This is a genomic window from Vibrio sp. 3-2(1) (genome assembly GCF_963887575.1).
GTDB lineage: Bacteria > Pseudomonadota > Gammaproteobacteria > Enterobacterales > Vibrionaceae > Vibrio > Vibrio anguillarum.
Genome location: NZ_CAWPGB010000011.1, coordinates 756,373 through 771,805 on the forward strand (window position 1 = coordinate 756,373; position 15,433 = coordinate 771,805).

The 15,433-nt window shown below is 44.5% G+C and carries 12 protein-coding genes and 1 tRNA gene; 6 read left to right on the forward strand and 7 right to left on the reverse strand.

The features are described from left to right. Nucleotides 1–67: 67 nt before the first annotated feature. Both AACQ79_RS06160 and gltX read right to left on the reverse strand, forming a co-directional pair. Nucleotides 68–1,054, reverse strand: a complete 987-nt coding sequence (locus AACQ79_RS06160) for an OmpA family protein (RefSeq protein ID WP_170898768.1) — start codon at nucleotides 1,052–1,054, stop codon at nucleotides 68–70. Nucleotides 1,055–1,314: 260 nt separating this feature from the next. Beyond that, nucleotides 1,315–2,742, reverse strand: a complete 1,428-nt coding sequence (gene gltX / locus AACQ79_RS06165) for a glutamate--tRNA ligase (RefSeq protein ID WP_013856240.1) — start codon at nucleotides 2,740–2,742, stop codon at nucleotides 1,315–1,317. A 238-nt stretch (nucleotides 2,743–2,980) separates the two neighbouring features. Here gltX and AACQ79_RS06170 point away from each other — a divergent pair, with 238 nt between their 5' ends. Both AACQ79_RS06170 and AACQ79_RS06175 read left to right on the forward strand, forming a co-directional pair. Continuing rightward, entirely contained in the window at nucleotides 2,981–5,506 is a 2,526-nt protein-coding gene (locus tag AACQ79_RS06170; RefSeq protein ID WP_249339184.1) for a heavy metal translocating P-type ATPase, read from the forward strand. A 13-nt stretch (nucleotides 5,507–5,519) separates the two neighbouring features. Continuing rightward, nucleotides 5,520–5,969 carry a DUF411 domain-containing protein gene (locus tag AACQ79_RS06175; RefSeq protein WP_081245276.1) on the forward strand — a complete coding sequence of 150 codons (450 nt, stop codon included), beginning with the start codon at nucleotides 5,520–5,522 and terminating at the stop codon, nucleotides 5,967–5,969. A gap of 65 nt (nucleotides 5,970–6,034) precedes the next feature. Here AACQ79_RS06175 and AACQ79_RS06180 read toward each other — a convergent pair whose 3' ends face one another. Continuing rightward, a complete protein-coding gene (locus tag AACQ79_RS06180; RefSeq protein ID WP_170898772.1) occupies nucleotides 6,035–8,686 on the reverse strand; it encodes a beta-N-acetylhexosaminidase in 2,652 nt (883 codons plus the stop codon). Nucleotides 8,687–9,378: 692 nt separating this feature from the next. Then, nucleotides 9,379–9,455 (reverse strand) — tRNA-Pro (locus tag AACQ79_RS06185). 275 nt (nucleotides 9,456–9,730) lie between these two features. On the opposite strand from AACQ79_RS06185, the gene AACQ79_RS06190 reads away from it, so the two are divergent. Together AACQ79_RS06190 and rluF are read left to right on the forward strand one after the other, a co-directional pair. After that, complete coding sequence (locus AACQ79_RS06190; protein WP_010319399.1) at nucleotides 9,731–9,871, forward strand: DUF3149 domain-containing protein; 141 nt, start codon at nucleotides 9,731–9,733, stop codon at nucleotides 9,869–9,871. Between the two features lie 390 nt (nucleotides 9,872–10,261). Then, nucleotides 10,262–11,242 (forward strand): 23S rRNA pseudouridine(2604) synthase RluF, encoded by a 981-nt coding sequence (rluF, locus tag AACQ79_RS06195; protein WP_170898774.1) that lies wholly within the window; start codon nucleotides 10,262–10,264, stop codon nucleotides 11,240–11,242. Nucleotides 11,243–11,361: 119 nt separating this feature from the next. On the opposite strand, the gene upp is transcribed toward rluF, so the two are convergent. Beyond that, complete coding sequence (gene upp / locus AACQ79_RS06200; RefSeq protein WP_026027908.1) at nucleotides 11,362–11,988, reverse strand: uracil phosphoribosyltransferase; 627 nt, start codon at nucleotides 11,986–11,988, stop codon at nucleotides 11,362–11,364. Nucleotides 11,989–12,156: 168 nt separating this feature from the next. Between upp and purM the strand changes: the two genes are divergently transcribed. Then, nucleotides 12,157–13,197, forward strand: a complete 1,041-nt coding sequence (purM, locus tag AACQ79_RS06205) for a phosphoribosylformylglycinamidine cyclo-ligase (protein ID WP_170898776.1) — start codon at nucleotides 12,157–12,159, stop codon at nucleotides 13,195–13,197. A 3-nt stretch (nucleotides 13,198–13,200) separates the two neighbouring features. After that, on the forward strand, nucleotides 13,201–13,842 hold the full coding sequence (gene purN, locus AACQ79_RS06210) for a phosphoribosylglycinamide formyltransferase (RefSeq protein WP_017047307.1): 642 nt from the start codon (nucleotides 13,201–13,203) through the stop codon (nucleotides 13,840–13,842). A 111-nt stretch (nucleotides 13,843–13,953) separates the two neighbouring features. Here purN and AACQ79_RS06215 read toward each other — a convergent pair whose 3' ends face one another. Next, nucleotides 13,954–14,787, reverse strand: a complete 834-nt coding sequence (locus AACQ79_RS06215; protein WP_094145424.1) for a class II glutamine amidotransferase — start codon at nucleotides 14,785–14,787, stop codon at nucleotides 13,954–13,956. A gap of 63 nt (nucleotides 14,788–14,850) precedes the next feature. After that, a complete protein-coding gene (gene lpcA / locus AACQ79_RS06220; RefSeq protein WP_010320095.1) occupies nucleotides 14,851–15,426 on the reverse strand; it encodes a D-sedoheptulose 7-phosphate isomerase in 576 nt (191 codons plus the stop codon). Nucleotides 15,427–15,433 lie beyond the last annotated feature (7 nt).

Below are 15,433 nucleotides of genomic sequence, written 5' to 3' on the forward strand. Positions count from 1 at the left end.
ATTGTTTTACAAGAAGAAAGCCCGCGTTTTTCACGGGCTTTCTCTATTTTCTAATACTTAAGCGTTATTATTTCACTTCATAATCAAAGCTTGGAATAACGATATCAACACGACGGTTTTGCTTTCGACCTTCGACTGTATCATTCGATGCGATTGGGCTATTTTCCCCTTCACCTTTTACGGTAAGACGGTTCGCATCCACACCTTTAGCAATCACAACATCAGCAACAACTTGTGCGCGTTTTTCTGATAGTTTCTGGTTGTAAGCCGCAGCGCCAGTTGAGTCAGTATGACCAATAATTTCAGCATCGGCTTGTGGGTAAGCTTGCAAATATTTCACTAGTTTATCGAGCTGGTTAGTACTCTCTGCTGTTAGCTTAGTACTGTTATGGGCAAAACTACTGCTGTCCAAACGTTGAAATGGCACATGCTTAACAACCGTTTCAGGTTCTTGGGGAATAACGACAGGCTCAACCACTGGCTGTACAACTTCTTCAACAAACACCTCTTGCACGATGACTGGCGCAGGTTCTGCTTTACTTCCACCAAATTTATACGAAACACCTAAGGTAGCCGAGTTACCTGCCGCTCGGACAAGATCGTTATTAATATCGGTGAGGCTTTGATATTCCAAGCGTAAAGTGACGTTATTATCGGTGTTGAACTCAATACCAGCGGCACCTAAATATGAGTAATCATCTTTATTGCCATAATCAACATAAGCACCGCCGACTTTAGCATATAAGGCAATGGCATCAGTCAAAGGAAGGCTGACTTTCGGTGCGAGTGTAATGGCCGTTACTTTTTCATCATTCAGCCCCGCACCACTAAATTTGCCCAAGTAATCGTAACCTGCCTCTAATGAAAGCCAATTAAACGCTTGGTAACCAAGGTAAGCACCGACGGTAGAAGATTCATCTTCACACACATCTCCAGCACGACAAGCGTCATCAAGCCAAGATTTACCAACTTTAGCACCTACGTATACTTCAGCCATTGCGGCAGAAGATGCAAAAACAAGCGCCATTGAAACTGCTGCTGCTAACTTTTTCATACTTTTTCCTTTCCTATTTATCGTTATCATAATGCGGTTGCGGTACCCAAAAAACGGTTTACTTTTCGCCTACACACATACCTACATAACTCGGAACCACTATACTGTATGTAAAGAAAGCTTAAATAGCGCATTAGTTTATTCTCTGTCATCGTTTTGTGAAATATTGTCAGTGCTCTACACCAAAGGATTTAACAAAGCCGATATAAAGAAAAACCGCAGCATAAGCTGCGGTTCAAAGCGTTGTTCGTATGATTGACTTATTGAGCGTTCGCTTCACGCTCAGCAATAAAGGCCAATGCCATATTGATACGAGCAATGACACGCTCTTTGCCGATCAGTTGCATAACAGCATCAACCGATGGCGATTGACCACCGCCAGTGACAGCAACGCGCAGCGGCATGCCTATTTTACCCATACCGATTTCAAGCTCTTCACACACTTGAGCGATGACAGCGTGCAGGTTTTCCGTTGTCCAGTCACTCAACGCTTCTAATTTGCTTAAAGCAAGTGCTAGCGGCTCTTTAGCCACACCGCGTAAGTGTTTTTTCGCCGCATCAGCATCAAACTCAGCAAAATCTTCAAAGAAGTAACGAGATTGAGCAGCAAGTTCAACCAAGGTATTGCAGCGTTCACCAACCAGTTTAACGATCTCAGCTAATGCTGGGCCGTTGTCTTTATTGATGCCTTGTTGCTCAAAGTGCCATTCAAGGTGTTTTGCAACATATTCAGGCTCTGACGTTTTGATGTAGTGATTGTTCAGCCACAACAACTTATCAGTATTAAATGCAGATGCCGATTTGCTAATAGCATTTAAACTGAAGAACTGAATCATCTCTTCACGCGAGAAAATTTCTTGGTCGCCATGAGACCAACCTAGACGAACTAAATAGTTATTCAGTGCTTCAGGCAGATAACCTTCATCGCGATACTGCATCACAGAAACAGCGCCATGACGTTTAGATAGCTTCGCGCCGTCGTCACCTAAGATCATTGCGCAGTGCGCAAACACAGGTACAGGAGCACCTAACGCTTCGTAAATGTTGATTTGACGAGGTGTGTTGTTGATGTGATCTTCGCCACGAACGACATGAGTAATCCCCATATCCCAGTCATCCACCACCACACAGAAGTTATAGGTGGGTGAGCCATCGGTACGGCGAATGATCAGATCATCCATCTGGCTGTTGGAGATTTCGATACGACCGCGGATCTGGTCGTCAAAAATTACGCTGCCTTCTTTAGGATTACGGAAACGGATAACACACGGATCCCCTTCTTTTGCGGCGTCGTTAACCGCTTTGATTTTTGGGTGATCAGCATCGTAGCGCGGCATCTCTTTGTTCGCTTCTTGCTCGGCACGAACTTCATCTAACAGCTCTTTAGAGGCGTAACATTTGTAGGCTTTATCTTCAGCAAGCAGCTTATCGACAACTTCGTTATAACGATCAAAATGTTTAGTTTGGAAATATGGGCCTTCATCCCAATTCAAACCTAGCCAAGTCATACCTTCAAGAATCGCGTCTACGGCTTCTTGCGTCGAGCGCTCTAGGTCGGTGTCTTCAATACGCAAAACAAACTCACCACCTTGGCTTTTTGCATAAAGCCAAGAGTAAAGTGCAGTACGCGCACCACCAACGTGAAGATAGCCTGTCGGGCTAGGAGCAAAACGAGTTTTAACCGTCATTTGATTTCCTTAGGGATAAAAAGACAGCGGAGAACATGTCCACTGCAAGTACCAGGATAAAAAGTGGCGACATTTTACCACTGACGGCTAAATCTACAATCCTCGATTGCCTTTCGTTTTTCTGCGCTCAAGAATAACGCTTAAAATTCGCTTAACTTTCCTTTAGTGGAACTTGACCTTGCCCTAAAGGTAAGGTTTATGCTTCTAGCTATTGAGTTGCTTTATGAGGAATTTTTCAATGAAACGCTTTCAATTGCCTTTATCAGGGCTGAAATGCATGGGTTGCGCGAAGAAACTTGAGCAGCATTTCAAACAAGAATTTGAGGTACAAATCCACCAGCTGTCACCCACATTCATCGAGCTGAGCACTTCGGCCTCTTTAAGTGAACTCATCGCCGCTATCGAATCCTTAGGCTATCAAGCCTTGCTCAGCACGAACAGCGATCCTCTGCCCTCATCGCAACCCACAACCTTGGTTAGCGATACACAGCCACTCGCACAAGAGACAGAAGTCTCAACAACGGGTTTGGTTAGTACCCACTTACTGATCCAAGGAATGACTTGCGCAAGCTGTGTTTCTTCGGTGGAAAAAGCACTTCTAAGCGTTAACGGCGTACAAAAAGCGCAAATCAATTTAGCGGAACAAAGCGCCTTAGTGCTCTCGCAAGCAGATATCGCTGACCTTGAACGGCAATTGCTCAATGCCATTACTCATGCAGGCTACCGTGCAGAGCGAGTCGATGATCCAGCCCAACAGCAAGAAAAACAAAAACAGCAATCACTTGATTTACAAAAGCAACATAAAACCAATGCATTACTAGGTTTAATAATGGGTATTCCGTTAATGCTTTGGGGCCTTCTTGGTGGCAGCATGATGATTGTGACCACTCAGCAGCAAATATATTGGGGCGTTATCGGCATTGTGTGCTTAGCCCTATTAGCCACCGCTGGCCGCCACTTTTTTAGCCATGCTTGGCTTGCGTTAACCCATAAGCGCGCCACCATGGATAGCTTAGTCGCCCTAGGAACTGGAGCAGCTTGGGCCTATTCAATGTTGGTAGTGATTTACCCAACTTGGTTTCCCGTCGCCTCGCGTCATGTTTATTTTGAAGCCAGCGCGATGATTATCGGTTTGATTTCACTGGGCCACTACATTGAGGCGAAAGCCAAAGCGAAGACAACCCACTCCTTGCAAGCCTTAATTAACTTGCAACCACAACAAGCAACACGCATCACGGCGCAAGGCGATCAACAGATTGCAGTTGAATTAGTACAACTTGGTATGCAACTGCGCATAAAACCGGGAGAAAAAGTGCCGATAGACGGCAAAGTCCTCAGCGGTGAATCTTATGTTGATGAATCCATGCTCACTGGCGAGCCGATCCCCGTCCTAAAAGTGGCAGGCGATGCCATTGCGGCAGGTACCATCAATCATGATGGCAGCTTAGTCATCGAAGCCACCGGCGTAGGGGCGCAAACCATGCTCTCGCGCATCATCCAAATGGTGCGTCAGGCGCAAAGCAGTAAACCAGCCATCGCCAAACTGGCAGATCAGATATCCGCTATTTTTGTACCGACAGTGGTTATGATTGCCCTGTTTTCCGCTCTGATTTGGTACTTTGTAGGCCCTGAACCTAAGGCCAGTTATATGCTAGTGGTTGCAACAACAGTATTGATCATTGCCTGCCCTTGTGCCTTGGGTCTAGCTACTCCACTCTCGGTTACAGTAGGAGTTGGCAAAGCCGCTGAAATGGGTATTTTGATCAGAGATGCCAATGTATTGCAATCGGCAAGCAAAATCACCACTGTAGTATTTGATAAGACAGGTACGCTCACTCAAGGCAAGCCAACCGTTCAGAACTTAGTCACGTGGGGAATTGAAGATAGCAAATTGTTAACCCTTGTTTACGCTTTGGAATTGCGCTCTGAACATCCTCTTGGCAAGGCTATCTGCCATTATGCGCAACCGCTGGTATCAACCAGCGCCGAAGTCGAGCAATTTACCAACCTAAGAGGCAAAGGGCTAATGGCAAATATTGGCGGTGATTCCGTCGTCGTTGCCTCTTTATCGCACCTTGAGTCACTGGACGTTCCTCTTACTCAAGCACAAACGACCATTGAACACTACGCAGAACAAGCTTGGACACCGGTCGCGGTTGCCATTAACGGTGAACTCAAAGGTCTCATCGCAATTGCTGATCCAATCAAACCTAACGCTGCACAAGCTATCAGCACACTGAACAAAATGAACATTCGTACCGTGATGCTAACCGGAGATAACCAAAGCGTGGCCACTGCAATAGCCAAACAGCTAGGCATACAGCAAGTGATTGCTCAAGTACTTCCGGATCAAAAAGCACAAAAAATCGTGCAGTTACAAGAGAAAGGCCAAATCGTCGCCATGGTCGGTGATGGTATTAATGATGCGCCAGCCCTTGCGCAAGCCGATATTGGTATCGCAATGGGCAGTGGCAGTGATGTCGCAATAGAGAGTGCGCAAATGACATTGCTCAACTCCTCACCGCTTGCCGTAGTCAATGCTATCGCTCTTTCTAAAGCGACGGTAAAAAACATGAAGCAGAACCTATTGGGCGCGTTTATTTATAACACCTTCGGCATTCCCATTGCCGCTGGTGTGCTTTATCCCGCTTTTGGCTTTTTACTTAGCCCTGTAGTTGCAGGAGCGGCAATGGCTTTGTCCTCAATCACAGTCGTGAGCAACGCTAACCGCTTGCGTCTATTTAAATCCCCTTTTCACTCTTAGAGGTTAGATAAAAATGAAAATGATCACAGCCGCTATGCTTAGCACCTTGTCTCTTATGAGCTACTCCGCATTCGCCACGGTGACCGAGATGACCAATTACAAATCCCCTTATTGTGGCTGCTGTACTGAGTGGTCCACTCACATGCAACAAGCAGGATTTAAGGTTAACGAGCAATTGCAAGAAGATATGACGGCGATAAAACAACAATTGGGCATTACACCCAAGCTCGCCTCTTGCCATACAGCCGTTATCGACGGCTATGTTTTCGAAGGTCACATTCCAGCCACAGACATTCAAGCCTTTCTCGCTAATCCACCGAAAAATGCCAAAGGGTTAGCCGTGCCCGGCATGCCAATCGGTTCTCCAGGTATGGAATCTGGTGATAAGAAAGAAGCCTATTCGGTTTTTGCTTTTAACGAGCAAGGTCAGGTGTTTGAGTTTGCTCACCACGAAGGTAATTGATTTTATGTAATAAAGCCTCCGACAGATGCGGAGGCTTTCATTGGGGTGCCTTGATATGGCTACAGTTATTTAACGCTAGTTACTCGGCTGACTCGCTCGCCTGAAGCAGAGATAGAACGGATCCAGACCTCACCGGACACCTTCGGTTGTTCGATGCTCGAGTAAGTAAGCCATTGTTGACCATCTAATGAGTATTGCAGCTCAACACCTGGGAATGACGAATTCATCGACAATTTACCCGCTTCAATCTTAGCTCCGGGAATTGGCAGGCGATAATCAATGCCAGCTTTTTCCAGTTTCGCCAGCTCACGTTGCCCAACAATATTAGCAAAACGAGTCCAATCTTGATTCAGTGCAGACTTATTGACTAGGTTCGTTTGCTGAGAGTATTCAACCCCTACTTTATAGTCGTTCTCCCACTCCGCTTTATGCCAAGCACGCTCGGCAGCCGCCAACACTCGAGGGAAAACCATATACTCATACTGCTCATCATTACGAACCGTTTCTGACCACAATTGAGCTGACAAACCGTAGAATGGTTTCGACGTCACCTCTCCTTTACCGACAAAACCATTACCATCACGATCTAATGAAGTTTCAGCGTTTTGCGGCATATTTTCCGGTGCAAAACCAAACATTTTGCGCGTATCGGTCGCACGGGTGGCCCAGTAATAACCGCGCTCTTTAGGATCCGCCTCATAAGGCATATCCATGTAGACATAATCAGGGTTAGAAACAATTACGTCGTAACCTTGTTTTGCCCATTCATAAACAGAGCTTGTACCGCCCCAATAGAGGACATCCCAAAAGTTCACACGTGTATTGCGCGTGGCAAAAGCGGATTCTCCCTCGCTGTATTTCAAGCCATCTTGCCATGCTTGGAAATTCTCAATCCCTTTATCGGCGACAATTTCCGATACTTGCTCAGCAAAATAACTCGGTAAATGAGCAAAGTCACTTACTACTCCTTGGCTGACTAATGCTTGGCACTGTGGCGATTTCGCAAATGGTTTATCTTGTTGTGAAAGATCTAAGTTACCTTTCCAACTGACTTTTTCCGTCGCATTAATATCTTGGAAACCCGCGCCCAATTTGATGTTTTTCGCCTCATCGCCACCAAAATGCCAAGTCGATAAAGGCATGCCCGCCTCACTGTGCATCAAGGCCACTTCAGTGATCACCTTGTCCACAAAACGTTTAGACGAGTCTAAACAAGGGTTAATAAAACTCTGCTTATCATAAAACTGAACCGTCGTAACATTGGAGCTGTCTTGAGGATCCATCAAGCGATACTGGCTAGCCTGTTCGGTTTTCCCCTCTTGGCTCAAACGTTCAAAACGAGCCTCCATTGACACAACCGCAGAGCGAGCATGGGCTGGCATATCAATTTCAGGAATCACTTCAATATTGCGCGCTTTAGCGTGCTTGAGGATTTCAATGTAATCAGCTCGACTAAAATAACCAGAGCCAAAGTTATCAGAATTTGGACCGGAGCCAAGCTGTGGCAGCAAGCAGTTTTTCTCATCTAAATCAAAGCAGCGCTGTCCACCAATATCGGTCAATTCAGGTAAGCCCGGAATTTCTAAACGCCAACCTTCATCATCGGTCAAATGAAGATGTAATTTATTCATCTTATAAGCCGCCATTTGATCTAACGTGGCCAAAATCGCTTGCTTAGAATGGAAGTTACGTGCGACATCCACCATCACACCACGGTAATCAAAACGTGGAGCATCTTCGATGCGGATCGCTGGCAGCGCTGTGACATTCTGGCTATCCACTAAACCCAAAATAGATTGAACGGCGTAGAAAGCTCCCGCCTCATCAAATGCACGAATAGAGATAGCATTCGGTGCAATCTCCAACTCATAAGCACCCGATGTCGCCATCTGGTCAGAAAATTCGCTCGGTGTAATCGCAACACCAACCGCCAACTCTCCATCAAGCTTCAGCCCAATCGTTTTAGCACGCGCCTGCAATGCTGAAAACTGATCCGTCGCAAAGTCCTTCACATCAAGCTTAAGGCCACGAGTAATGTCAACAACACCTTGACCAAGCGTTGTTTTTAGAGGCGTTGGTAACAGAGCCGTTGATACATCTTGCAGTGATACATCGCTATTTCTCTCAAATCGGCTGATGGCCGTGGCAAACACATTATTATCGCTGGTAGTGCGTTTTATATTGTCGCCCTCAAGCCCACGCACAAATGACGACGTATCCTCTGTGTTAAGAGATACAATAAGTTTAGGCTCTGTATTGGGCGCCGCAACGAATGCACGCGGCATAAAGTCCGTTTCAAACAACTGCCAATACTCAGCGACCAGAGGCAAAACAACCTCTTCGCCCGCAGCAAAACCATCAAATTTATCAGTAGGTTCAAGTTTGTGTAAATCACCCGTTAAACGGGTAATTTTGAATTGATCATTTTCAACATCCAGAATCAGTCGAATGCTGTGGAAATAGATAGCCCACTGCTTTGAATTCACAGCTTCACCTTGGTTAACCAAGGTCATGTTCACTTTATTACACGATGCCCATTCTGCTTCGAGAGCCTGACATGCCAATCCTTCATCTGCCCCGTGATTCGTTAATACGGTGTAATGAATATCCAAATTTTCCGCCAGCGCATCGACTACTTTCTGCTCTGGTGATTGCAACAAAGAGCAACCTGATAATGTGGCGATAACCGAAACAGCAATCAAACTAGGTTTCAACATTTGACTCACCCTACCTTTAAAATAAAAACCCAATATCCTGTTAAAAGGACTCAAAACAGCAACAAGCATAAAGGCTTGTGACCTAAGGCATTCACCATACAAGGAGTTATTTCTAAGCGTAAAATAATTAGCTACACGAAGTGATCCAGTTCAAATTCTCTAAAATACAATCAAAACAAAACCATTTAAAATCAATAGATTAAACTTGACGTCAAAACCGTAATTTATTATTTGACGAGTTTAACTTGAGAAAGATCACATAAAAATGCATAACAAAAATGAATTTATGAATAGAGATCACTACTCACTACAAGGCGAGAAGTTCATTAAAGGGATTTGGCAGGTTAAATCGTGATATAGGTCATAAATTGTAATGACTCATCAAACGTCAAAATGCGCTAAAGTGACGTTTTTTACACATCCTAATGCTATTTATTATCGTGGAATATTGACTGCTATTTTCAATAGTTGAATTTTCTCGGTGAAGGGTGGACAGTGGAAGATCCTTTATCTTTGGTAATGAAAGTGATCACATCCAGATGCAACAAAGCCCCGCATTACTGCGAGGCTCTTAAATATGGTCGGTGAAGAGCCAGATAGTGAAAGAGGCGAACCCCTTTCTCTTTGGTAACGAAAAAACTCACCGCTTCCAGATATAACAAAGCCCCGCATTACTGCGAGGCTTTTAAGTATGGTCGGTGAAGAGGGATTCGAACCCCCGACCCTCTGGTCCCAAACCAGATGCGCTACCAAGCTGCGCTATTCACCGAAATTTTTGCTCTGCACTTAACGAGCAGTTCCGAGCTTTTTGCCTAGAACGGATGCGTATATTACTCATCTAAAATTAAGACGCAAGCCTTTAATCTTATTTCCATCAAATAACAAACTCATTGGCTAAATCACCATCAAATACACATAAAAACGTGACTAATTACACACCAACAGAAACATCAAGTTAACCTATGCAACATAATTGATCCAGATCAGTGTCAACAAACAGAGCAAACTTTAACTTGGCTGTGTCTTCGAAACTTTGGAGGAAACATGGACTTTTGGCTTGATCTCCTATTTGGTAATGCTGTGGGACTATCTTCAATGATAGTAATCTTTGGTGCTTTTGGTCTTATGCTGTTTTATGGCGGTTTCTTCATTTATAAAGTGATGAATGACAAATCTCCTCACTAGATCGCTTAGCACCTATTGAAAAATAGTGTGACGCTATGCACCGGGGTGGATTATCTGTCTGCTCCGGTTTTTTATCGCGTTAATAACTCTATCTTCTTGATGAATGGCATCATTCGCTACTCAAGAACGGTTCGATAAGAACACCTGTCTCAAAATAGTTTCCATTTTCTCATACAAATAAAAGCATTCCCTCTTCGCATAAATAAATACGTCAATGCCGTCTATATCTTGTTGAGGAAAAGTGATGGGGAAAGGCTGGAAACCATGAGTGTCATTAAAAACGCCTTGGTTAATTAATATTAACTGCTAAAATATCGCAACGTTAATAAGCAACACTCAGAGTGTTGCTTTCTTTTTATTCACCGCCGTTGGGAAACGTAAGAGCAACTTATGTCACAACAAGCCACCATCCGTTTAAACAAATACATCAGTGAAACTGGTTTCTGTTCTCGTCGAGAGGCCGATAAGTTAATTGAACAAGGCCGAGTAACCATCAATGGACTATTGCCGGAAATGGGCACTAAAGTCACGCCGAACGATGAGGTGTGTATTGATGGTAATCCATTAAAATCAAAAGAAAAACCGATATACATTGCCCTTAACAAACCGACTGGAATCACCTGCACAACAGAGCGCGATATTCCAGGTAACATTGTTGATTTTATTGGCCACCACAAACGTATTTTCCCGATAGGTCGATTAGATAAACCATCAGATGGACTGATCTTTCTGACTAACGATGGTGACATAGTCAATAAGATATTACGTGCTGGTAATAACCATGAAAAAGAGTACGTCGTTCGAGTAGATAGACCCATCACCGATGAATTTCTACATAAGATGGCCTCTGGTGTGGAAATTCTTGATACGGTGACACTGCCTTGCAAAGTAACCCAAGAAACGAAGTTCTCCTTTAGAATTGTGTTAACACAAGGGTTAAACCGTCAAATTCGTCGTATGTGTGAGGCCTTAGGTTACGAAGTGTTTAAACTACGCCGAGTTCGTATTATGAACATCAGCCTAGACGGTATCCCTAATGGTGAATGGCGTTATTTAAGCGACGAGGAAGTCGCTGAAATATTAGCTATGTGCGAAAGTTCTTGCGGTACGGAAGGCGCGTCCAAGCTTGATGTGACGGGTAAGCGTATTCGCAAAGCTACCGATGCAAAACTGTATGATAGTCGTGAGCAAAATCAAACCTCGACGGCACGCAGAAATCAAAAGCCAAAAACGTTCCAAGGACGCAATGCCGATGAGTTTCGTCATGCTCCAAATACAACAAAAAGAGCACCGCGCCGACCCACAAATTCATCACAAGGTGCGCCAGCTAATAGCCACAGAAAAAGCAGTACGTTAAGCCTTAAAAAATAATCATCGAACAATGCGTTAATTCTGTTGAGCAATAAAATGACCGTAATGACGCATCACTGAAGCAACTATAAAAAAGGAGAAACTTTCGTTTCTCCTTTAAGACAGTATAAAATTAACGCTTATTTCGTACCAAAAATCTTATCGCCAGCATCGCCAAGACCAGGAACGATATAACCTTTATCATTCAATTTCTCATCAATTGCCGCCGTATAGAGCTCAACATCAGGGTGCGCTTTTTCTAACGCCGCGATGCCTTCAGGCGCTGCAACTAAAACGAGAATTTTAAATTGGTTACAGCCGCGCTCCTTGAGCAAATCGATCGTCGCAATCATGGAACCGCCAGTTGCCAGCATTGGGTCAACCACAAGCGCAATTCGCTCCTCAATATTAGAAGCGAGTTTGTTGAAATAAGGGACAGGCTCAAGCGTTTCTTCATCACGATAGATGCCAACAACACTAATCCGCGCACTTGGAATGTGCTCCAAAACGCCGTCCATCATGCCAAGACCAGCACGCAAAATAGGTACTACCGTTACTTTTTTACCTTTGACTTGATCAATTTCAACTGGGCCATTCCAGCCTTCAATCGTCACTTTTTCTGTTTCAAAGTCTGAGGTTGCTTCATAAGTTAGTAGGCTACCCACTTCTGTAGCTAACTCACGAAAACGCTTAGTGCTGATATCCCCTTCCCTCATTAACCCAAGTTTGTGCTTAACTAGAGGGTGTTTAACTTCAACAACTTTCATTTTCATCTCCGACGACATTTAAACAAACCTTCGAATTGTACACACTTTTTATGCTAATTTCAGTGCCAATTATAAACAAAAAAACTGACGCAAACGTTTTCCTTTTTGTTTTAAGCCCTGTTAGAATAGCGCCGTTTTCATATCCAACTTATGACCGAGGACTTCCCCGTGAGCGGTAATAACACTTCTCTTAGTTACAAAGATGCTGGCGTAGATATTGATGCAGGCAATGCACTTGTTGAACGAATTAAAGGCGCCGTCAAACGCACTCGTCGCCCTGAAGTTATGGGTGGCATTGGTGGTTTTGGCGCGCTTTGCGAGCTACCAACCAAATATAAACATCCTATTTTAGTCTCTGGCACCGATGGAGTTGGCACAAAACTTCGCCTCGCATTGGATATGAATAAGCACGACACCATTGGCATTGACTTGGTTGCAATGTGTGTTAACGATTTGATTGTTCAAGGTGCTGAACCGCTTTTCTTTTTGGACTACTACGCAACGGGCAAATTGGATGTAGATACGGCTGCTGATGTGGTGTCGGGTATTGCCGATGGTTGTGTGCAAGCAGGTTGCGCTTTGATCGGTGGTGAAACCGCGGAAATGCCGGGTATGTACGAAGGTGAAGATTACGATGTCGCTGGCTTTTGTGTCGGTGTGGTTGAAAAAGAAGAGATCATCGATGGCTCAAAAGTAGCAGCAGGTGATGCTCTGATTGCGGTTGGCTCTAGCGGCCCTCACTCAAACGGCTATTCATTAGTTCGCAAGATCCTCGAAGTATCCGGTGCCGACAAAAATGAAGACTTAGCTGGCAAAACGATTGGTGAACACTTACTGACACCAACCAAAATTTACATCAAATCAGCGCTTAAGATGATCGCCGAGCACGATATTCACGCCATTTCACACATTACTGGCGGTGGTTTCTGGGAAAACATTCCTCGCGTTCTTCCGCAAGGGACGAAAGCGGTGATTGATGGCAATAGCTGGGAATGGCCAATTATTTTCCAATGGCTGCAAGAAAAAGGGAATGTAACCACTCACGAAATGTACCGCACATTTAACTGTGGTGTAGGACTGATTGTTGCGCTTCCAATGGATCAAGCACAAGCGGCGGTTCAATTACTGCAAGCGGAAGGCGAAAATGCGTGGGTTATCGGTCATATTGCTGAAGCTCAACTCGATGAAGAGCAAGTAGAGATCAAATAACTGATGAAAAGTATTGTTGTTTTAGTTTCAGGAAATGGCACCAACTTACAGGCTATCCTTGATGCGTGTGAAACGAAAATTAAAGATGGCAAAGTAACGGCTGTTTTTTCAAACAAAGCAACTGCTTATGGCTTAGAACGAGCTAAAAAAGCAGGTGCGGCGGCGGTGCATATTGACCCAAATGCCTTTGACACGCGAGATGCGTTTGATGCGGTATTGATGGAGAAAATTGACCAATACGCGCCTGACTTAATCATTCTTGCTGGCTACATGCGTATTCTGAGTGGTGAGTTTGTGCGTCACTATTTAGGACGGATGCTCAATATTCATCCTTCTTTACTTCCTAAATATCCTGGGTTGAATACCTACCAACGCGCGATTCACGCGGGTGATGAAGAGCACGGCACCAGTGTGCATTTTGTGACTGAACAACTTGATGGTGGCCCTGTCATTCTACAAGCAAAAGTGCCTATTTTTGATGAAGATACCGTTGAGATTTTGACTCAACGTGTCCAAGCTCAAGAGTATCGAATTTACCCACTAGTGGCACAATGGTTCGTTGAAGGACGCTTGGAAATGCGTGAAGGTAAAGCCTATTTAGATGGCCAATTACTTGGCATGCATGGTTATGCTTTCGATGAATAAATCGTATCTCTAAATAGTGCGAAAAAGGTTGCCTCAACAGCAACCTTTTTTATTGTCATCTCAAATACAATTCAAACAGCAGTAAATAGAACAAGCTTAAGAATAAAAAACTTAAATAGGTGCTTGGCAGCCTGGCTTTGCCGCGGCAAACGGAATGTCAGCTAAGGACTGCGCATTGCCATCAACGTATTCGCCATAATGGAAAATCGCATATTCGCCTGGCTTCATTCGTTGCCAAGTTTCATTTCCCGTCAGTGGCTGAGTCGCAATCACTGACACAACATCATCAGGCGTTGTTTCTTCTTGGAAGTTAATCTCGACATCTTCATCAAGTAAACTTGCTTTCCCAAAGGGAGCTCGTCGAGTAATCCAGTACAGATGATTCGTGCAATAGGTCACCACAAACTCACCATCAGAAAGTAGCATATTAAACACACCTTGCAGCTTAAGTTGATCGCAACACTTCGCAACGAATTGAAACATACTGAGCATATCTTGAGGCGGTTCAGGATAACGCGCTTCTAACTGCTTTAACAACCAACAGAAAGCTTGCTCGCTATCGGTTTCACCAACAGGGCGATAGCGCCCAGTTTCTAGCTGCTGGTGATCCGCCAATTGTCCATTGTGAGCGAACGTCCAATATCTCCCCCACAATTCTCGAGTGAATGGGTGAGTATTTTCCAAATTCACCCCACCCCGATTTGCTTGACGAATATGGCTAACCACTGCCCGACTTTTTATAGGGTAACTCTGCACAAGCTCTGCAATTTTTGACTGAAAGCTAGGGTTAGGATCTTTAAAGGTACGAAACCCCTTCCCTTCATAGAAAGTGATTCCCCAACCATCACGATGCGGCCCCGTGTTGCCGCCACGCTGAATCAACCCAGTAAAACTAAAGCAAATATCAGTCGGCACATTGGCACTCATACCGAGCAATTCACACATGGTTTAATGCACTCCCTTTTGCAACCACAAACACATTAAAAGAAAAGAACGGTGTTGAACTTCTTACGCCATCTCTTTTTCAATCAGTTGGATAACGATGTGGATGATCTTGATATGGATTTCTTGGATACGATCCGCGTAGCCGAAGTGCGGGACACGAATCTCGATATCCGCTAAACCTGCCATTTTCCCACCATCTTTACCGGTCAGTGCAATGGTCTTCATCCCTTTGGCTTGGGCCGCTTCAATCGCTTTCAAAATGTTCCCTGAATTACCAGAAGTCGATAGGCCAAACAGGACATCGCCTTTTGAGCCCACCGCTTCCACATAGCGAGAGAATACAAAATCGTAACCAAAATCATTGCTAACGCAAGACAAATGGCTTGGATCTGAAATAGCAATACCAGGATAACCCGGACGATTCTCGCGATAGCGCCCCGTTAGCTCTTCAGCAAAGTGCATTGCATCACAGTGGGAACCGCCATTGCCGCAAGAGAGCACTTTTCCGCCTTGCTTAAATGAGTCGGCAATCAGTTTTGCGGCGGCCTCAATTTGAGCGATGTTATGCTCATCATTAAGAAATTTGTTTAGCACGTCAGCCGCTTCGGTCAATTCACTTTTAATTAAATCCTGGTACATAGATATA

What these genes read in the sequence shown, in the direction of transcription:
- upp (WP_026027908.1), bottom strand. Translation starts at nt 11,988, where the DNA reads ATGAAAGTTGTTGAAGTTAAACACCCTCTAGTTAAGCACAAACTTGGG.
- AACQ79_RS06180 (WP_170898772.1), bottom strand. Translation starts at nt 8,686, where the DNA reads ATGTTGAAACCTAGTTTGATTGCTGTTTCGGTTATCGCCACATTATCA.
- lpcA (WP_010320095.1), bottom strand. Translation starts at nt 15,426, where the DNA reads ATGTACCAGGATTTAATTAAAAGTGAATTGACCGAAGCGGCTGACGTG.
- gltX (WP_013856240.1), bottom strand. Translation starts at nt 2,742, where the DNA reads ATGACGGTTAAAACTCGTTTTGCTCCTAGCCCGACAGGCTATCTTCAC.
- AACQ79_RS06175 (WP_081245276.1), top strand. Translation starts at nt 5,520, where the DNA reads ATGAAAATGATCACAGCCGCTATGCTTAGCACCTTGTCTCTTATGAGC.
- AACQ79_RS06160 (WP_170898768.1), bottom strand. Translation starts at nt 1,054, where the DNA reads ATGAAAAAGTTAGCAGCAGCAGTTTCAATGGCGCTTGTTTTTGCATCT.
- AACQ79_RS06170 (WP_249339184.1), top strand. Translation starts at nt 2,981, where the DNA reads ATGAAACGCTTTCAATTGCCTTTATCAGGGCTGAAATGCATGGGTTGC.
- purN (WP_017047307.1), top strand. Translation starts at nt 13,201, where the DNA reads ATGAAAAGTATTGTTGTTTTAGTTTCAGGAAATGGCACCAACTTACAG.
- AACQ79_RS06215 (WP_094145424.1), bottom strand. Translation starts at nt 14,787, where the DNA reads ATGTGTGAATTGCTCGGTATGAGTGCCAATGTGCCGACTGATATTTGC.
- rluF (WP_170898774.1), top strand. Translation starts at nt 10,262, where the DNA reads ATGTCACAACAAGCCACCATCCGTTTAAACAAATACATCAGTGAAACT.
- AACQ79_RS06190 (WP_010319399.1), top strand. Translation starts at nt 9,731, where the DNA reads ATGGACTTTTGGCTTGATCTCCTATTTGGTAATGCTGTGGGACTATCT.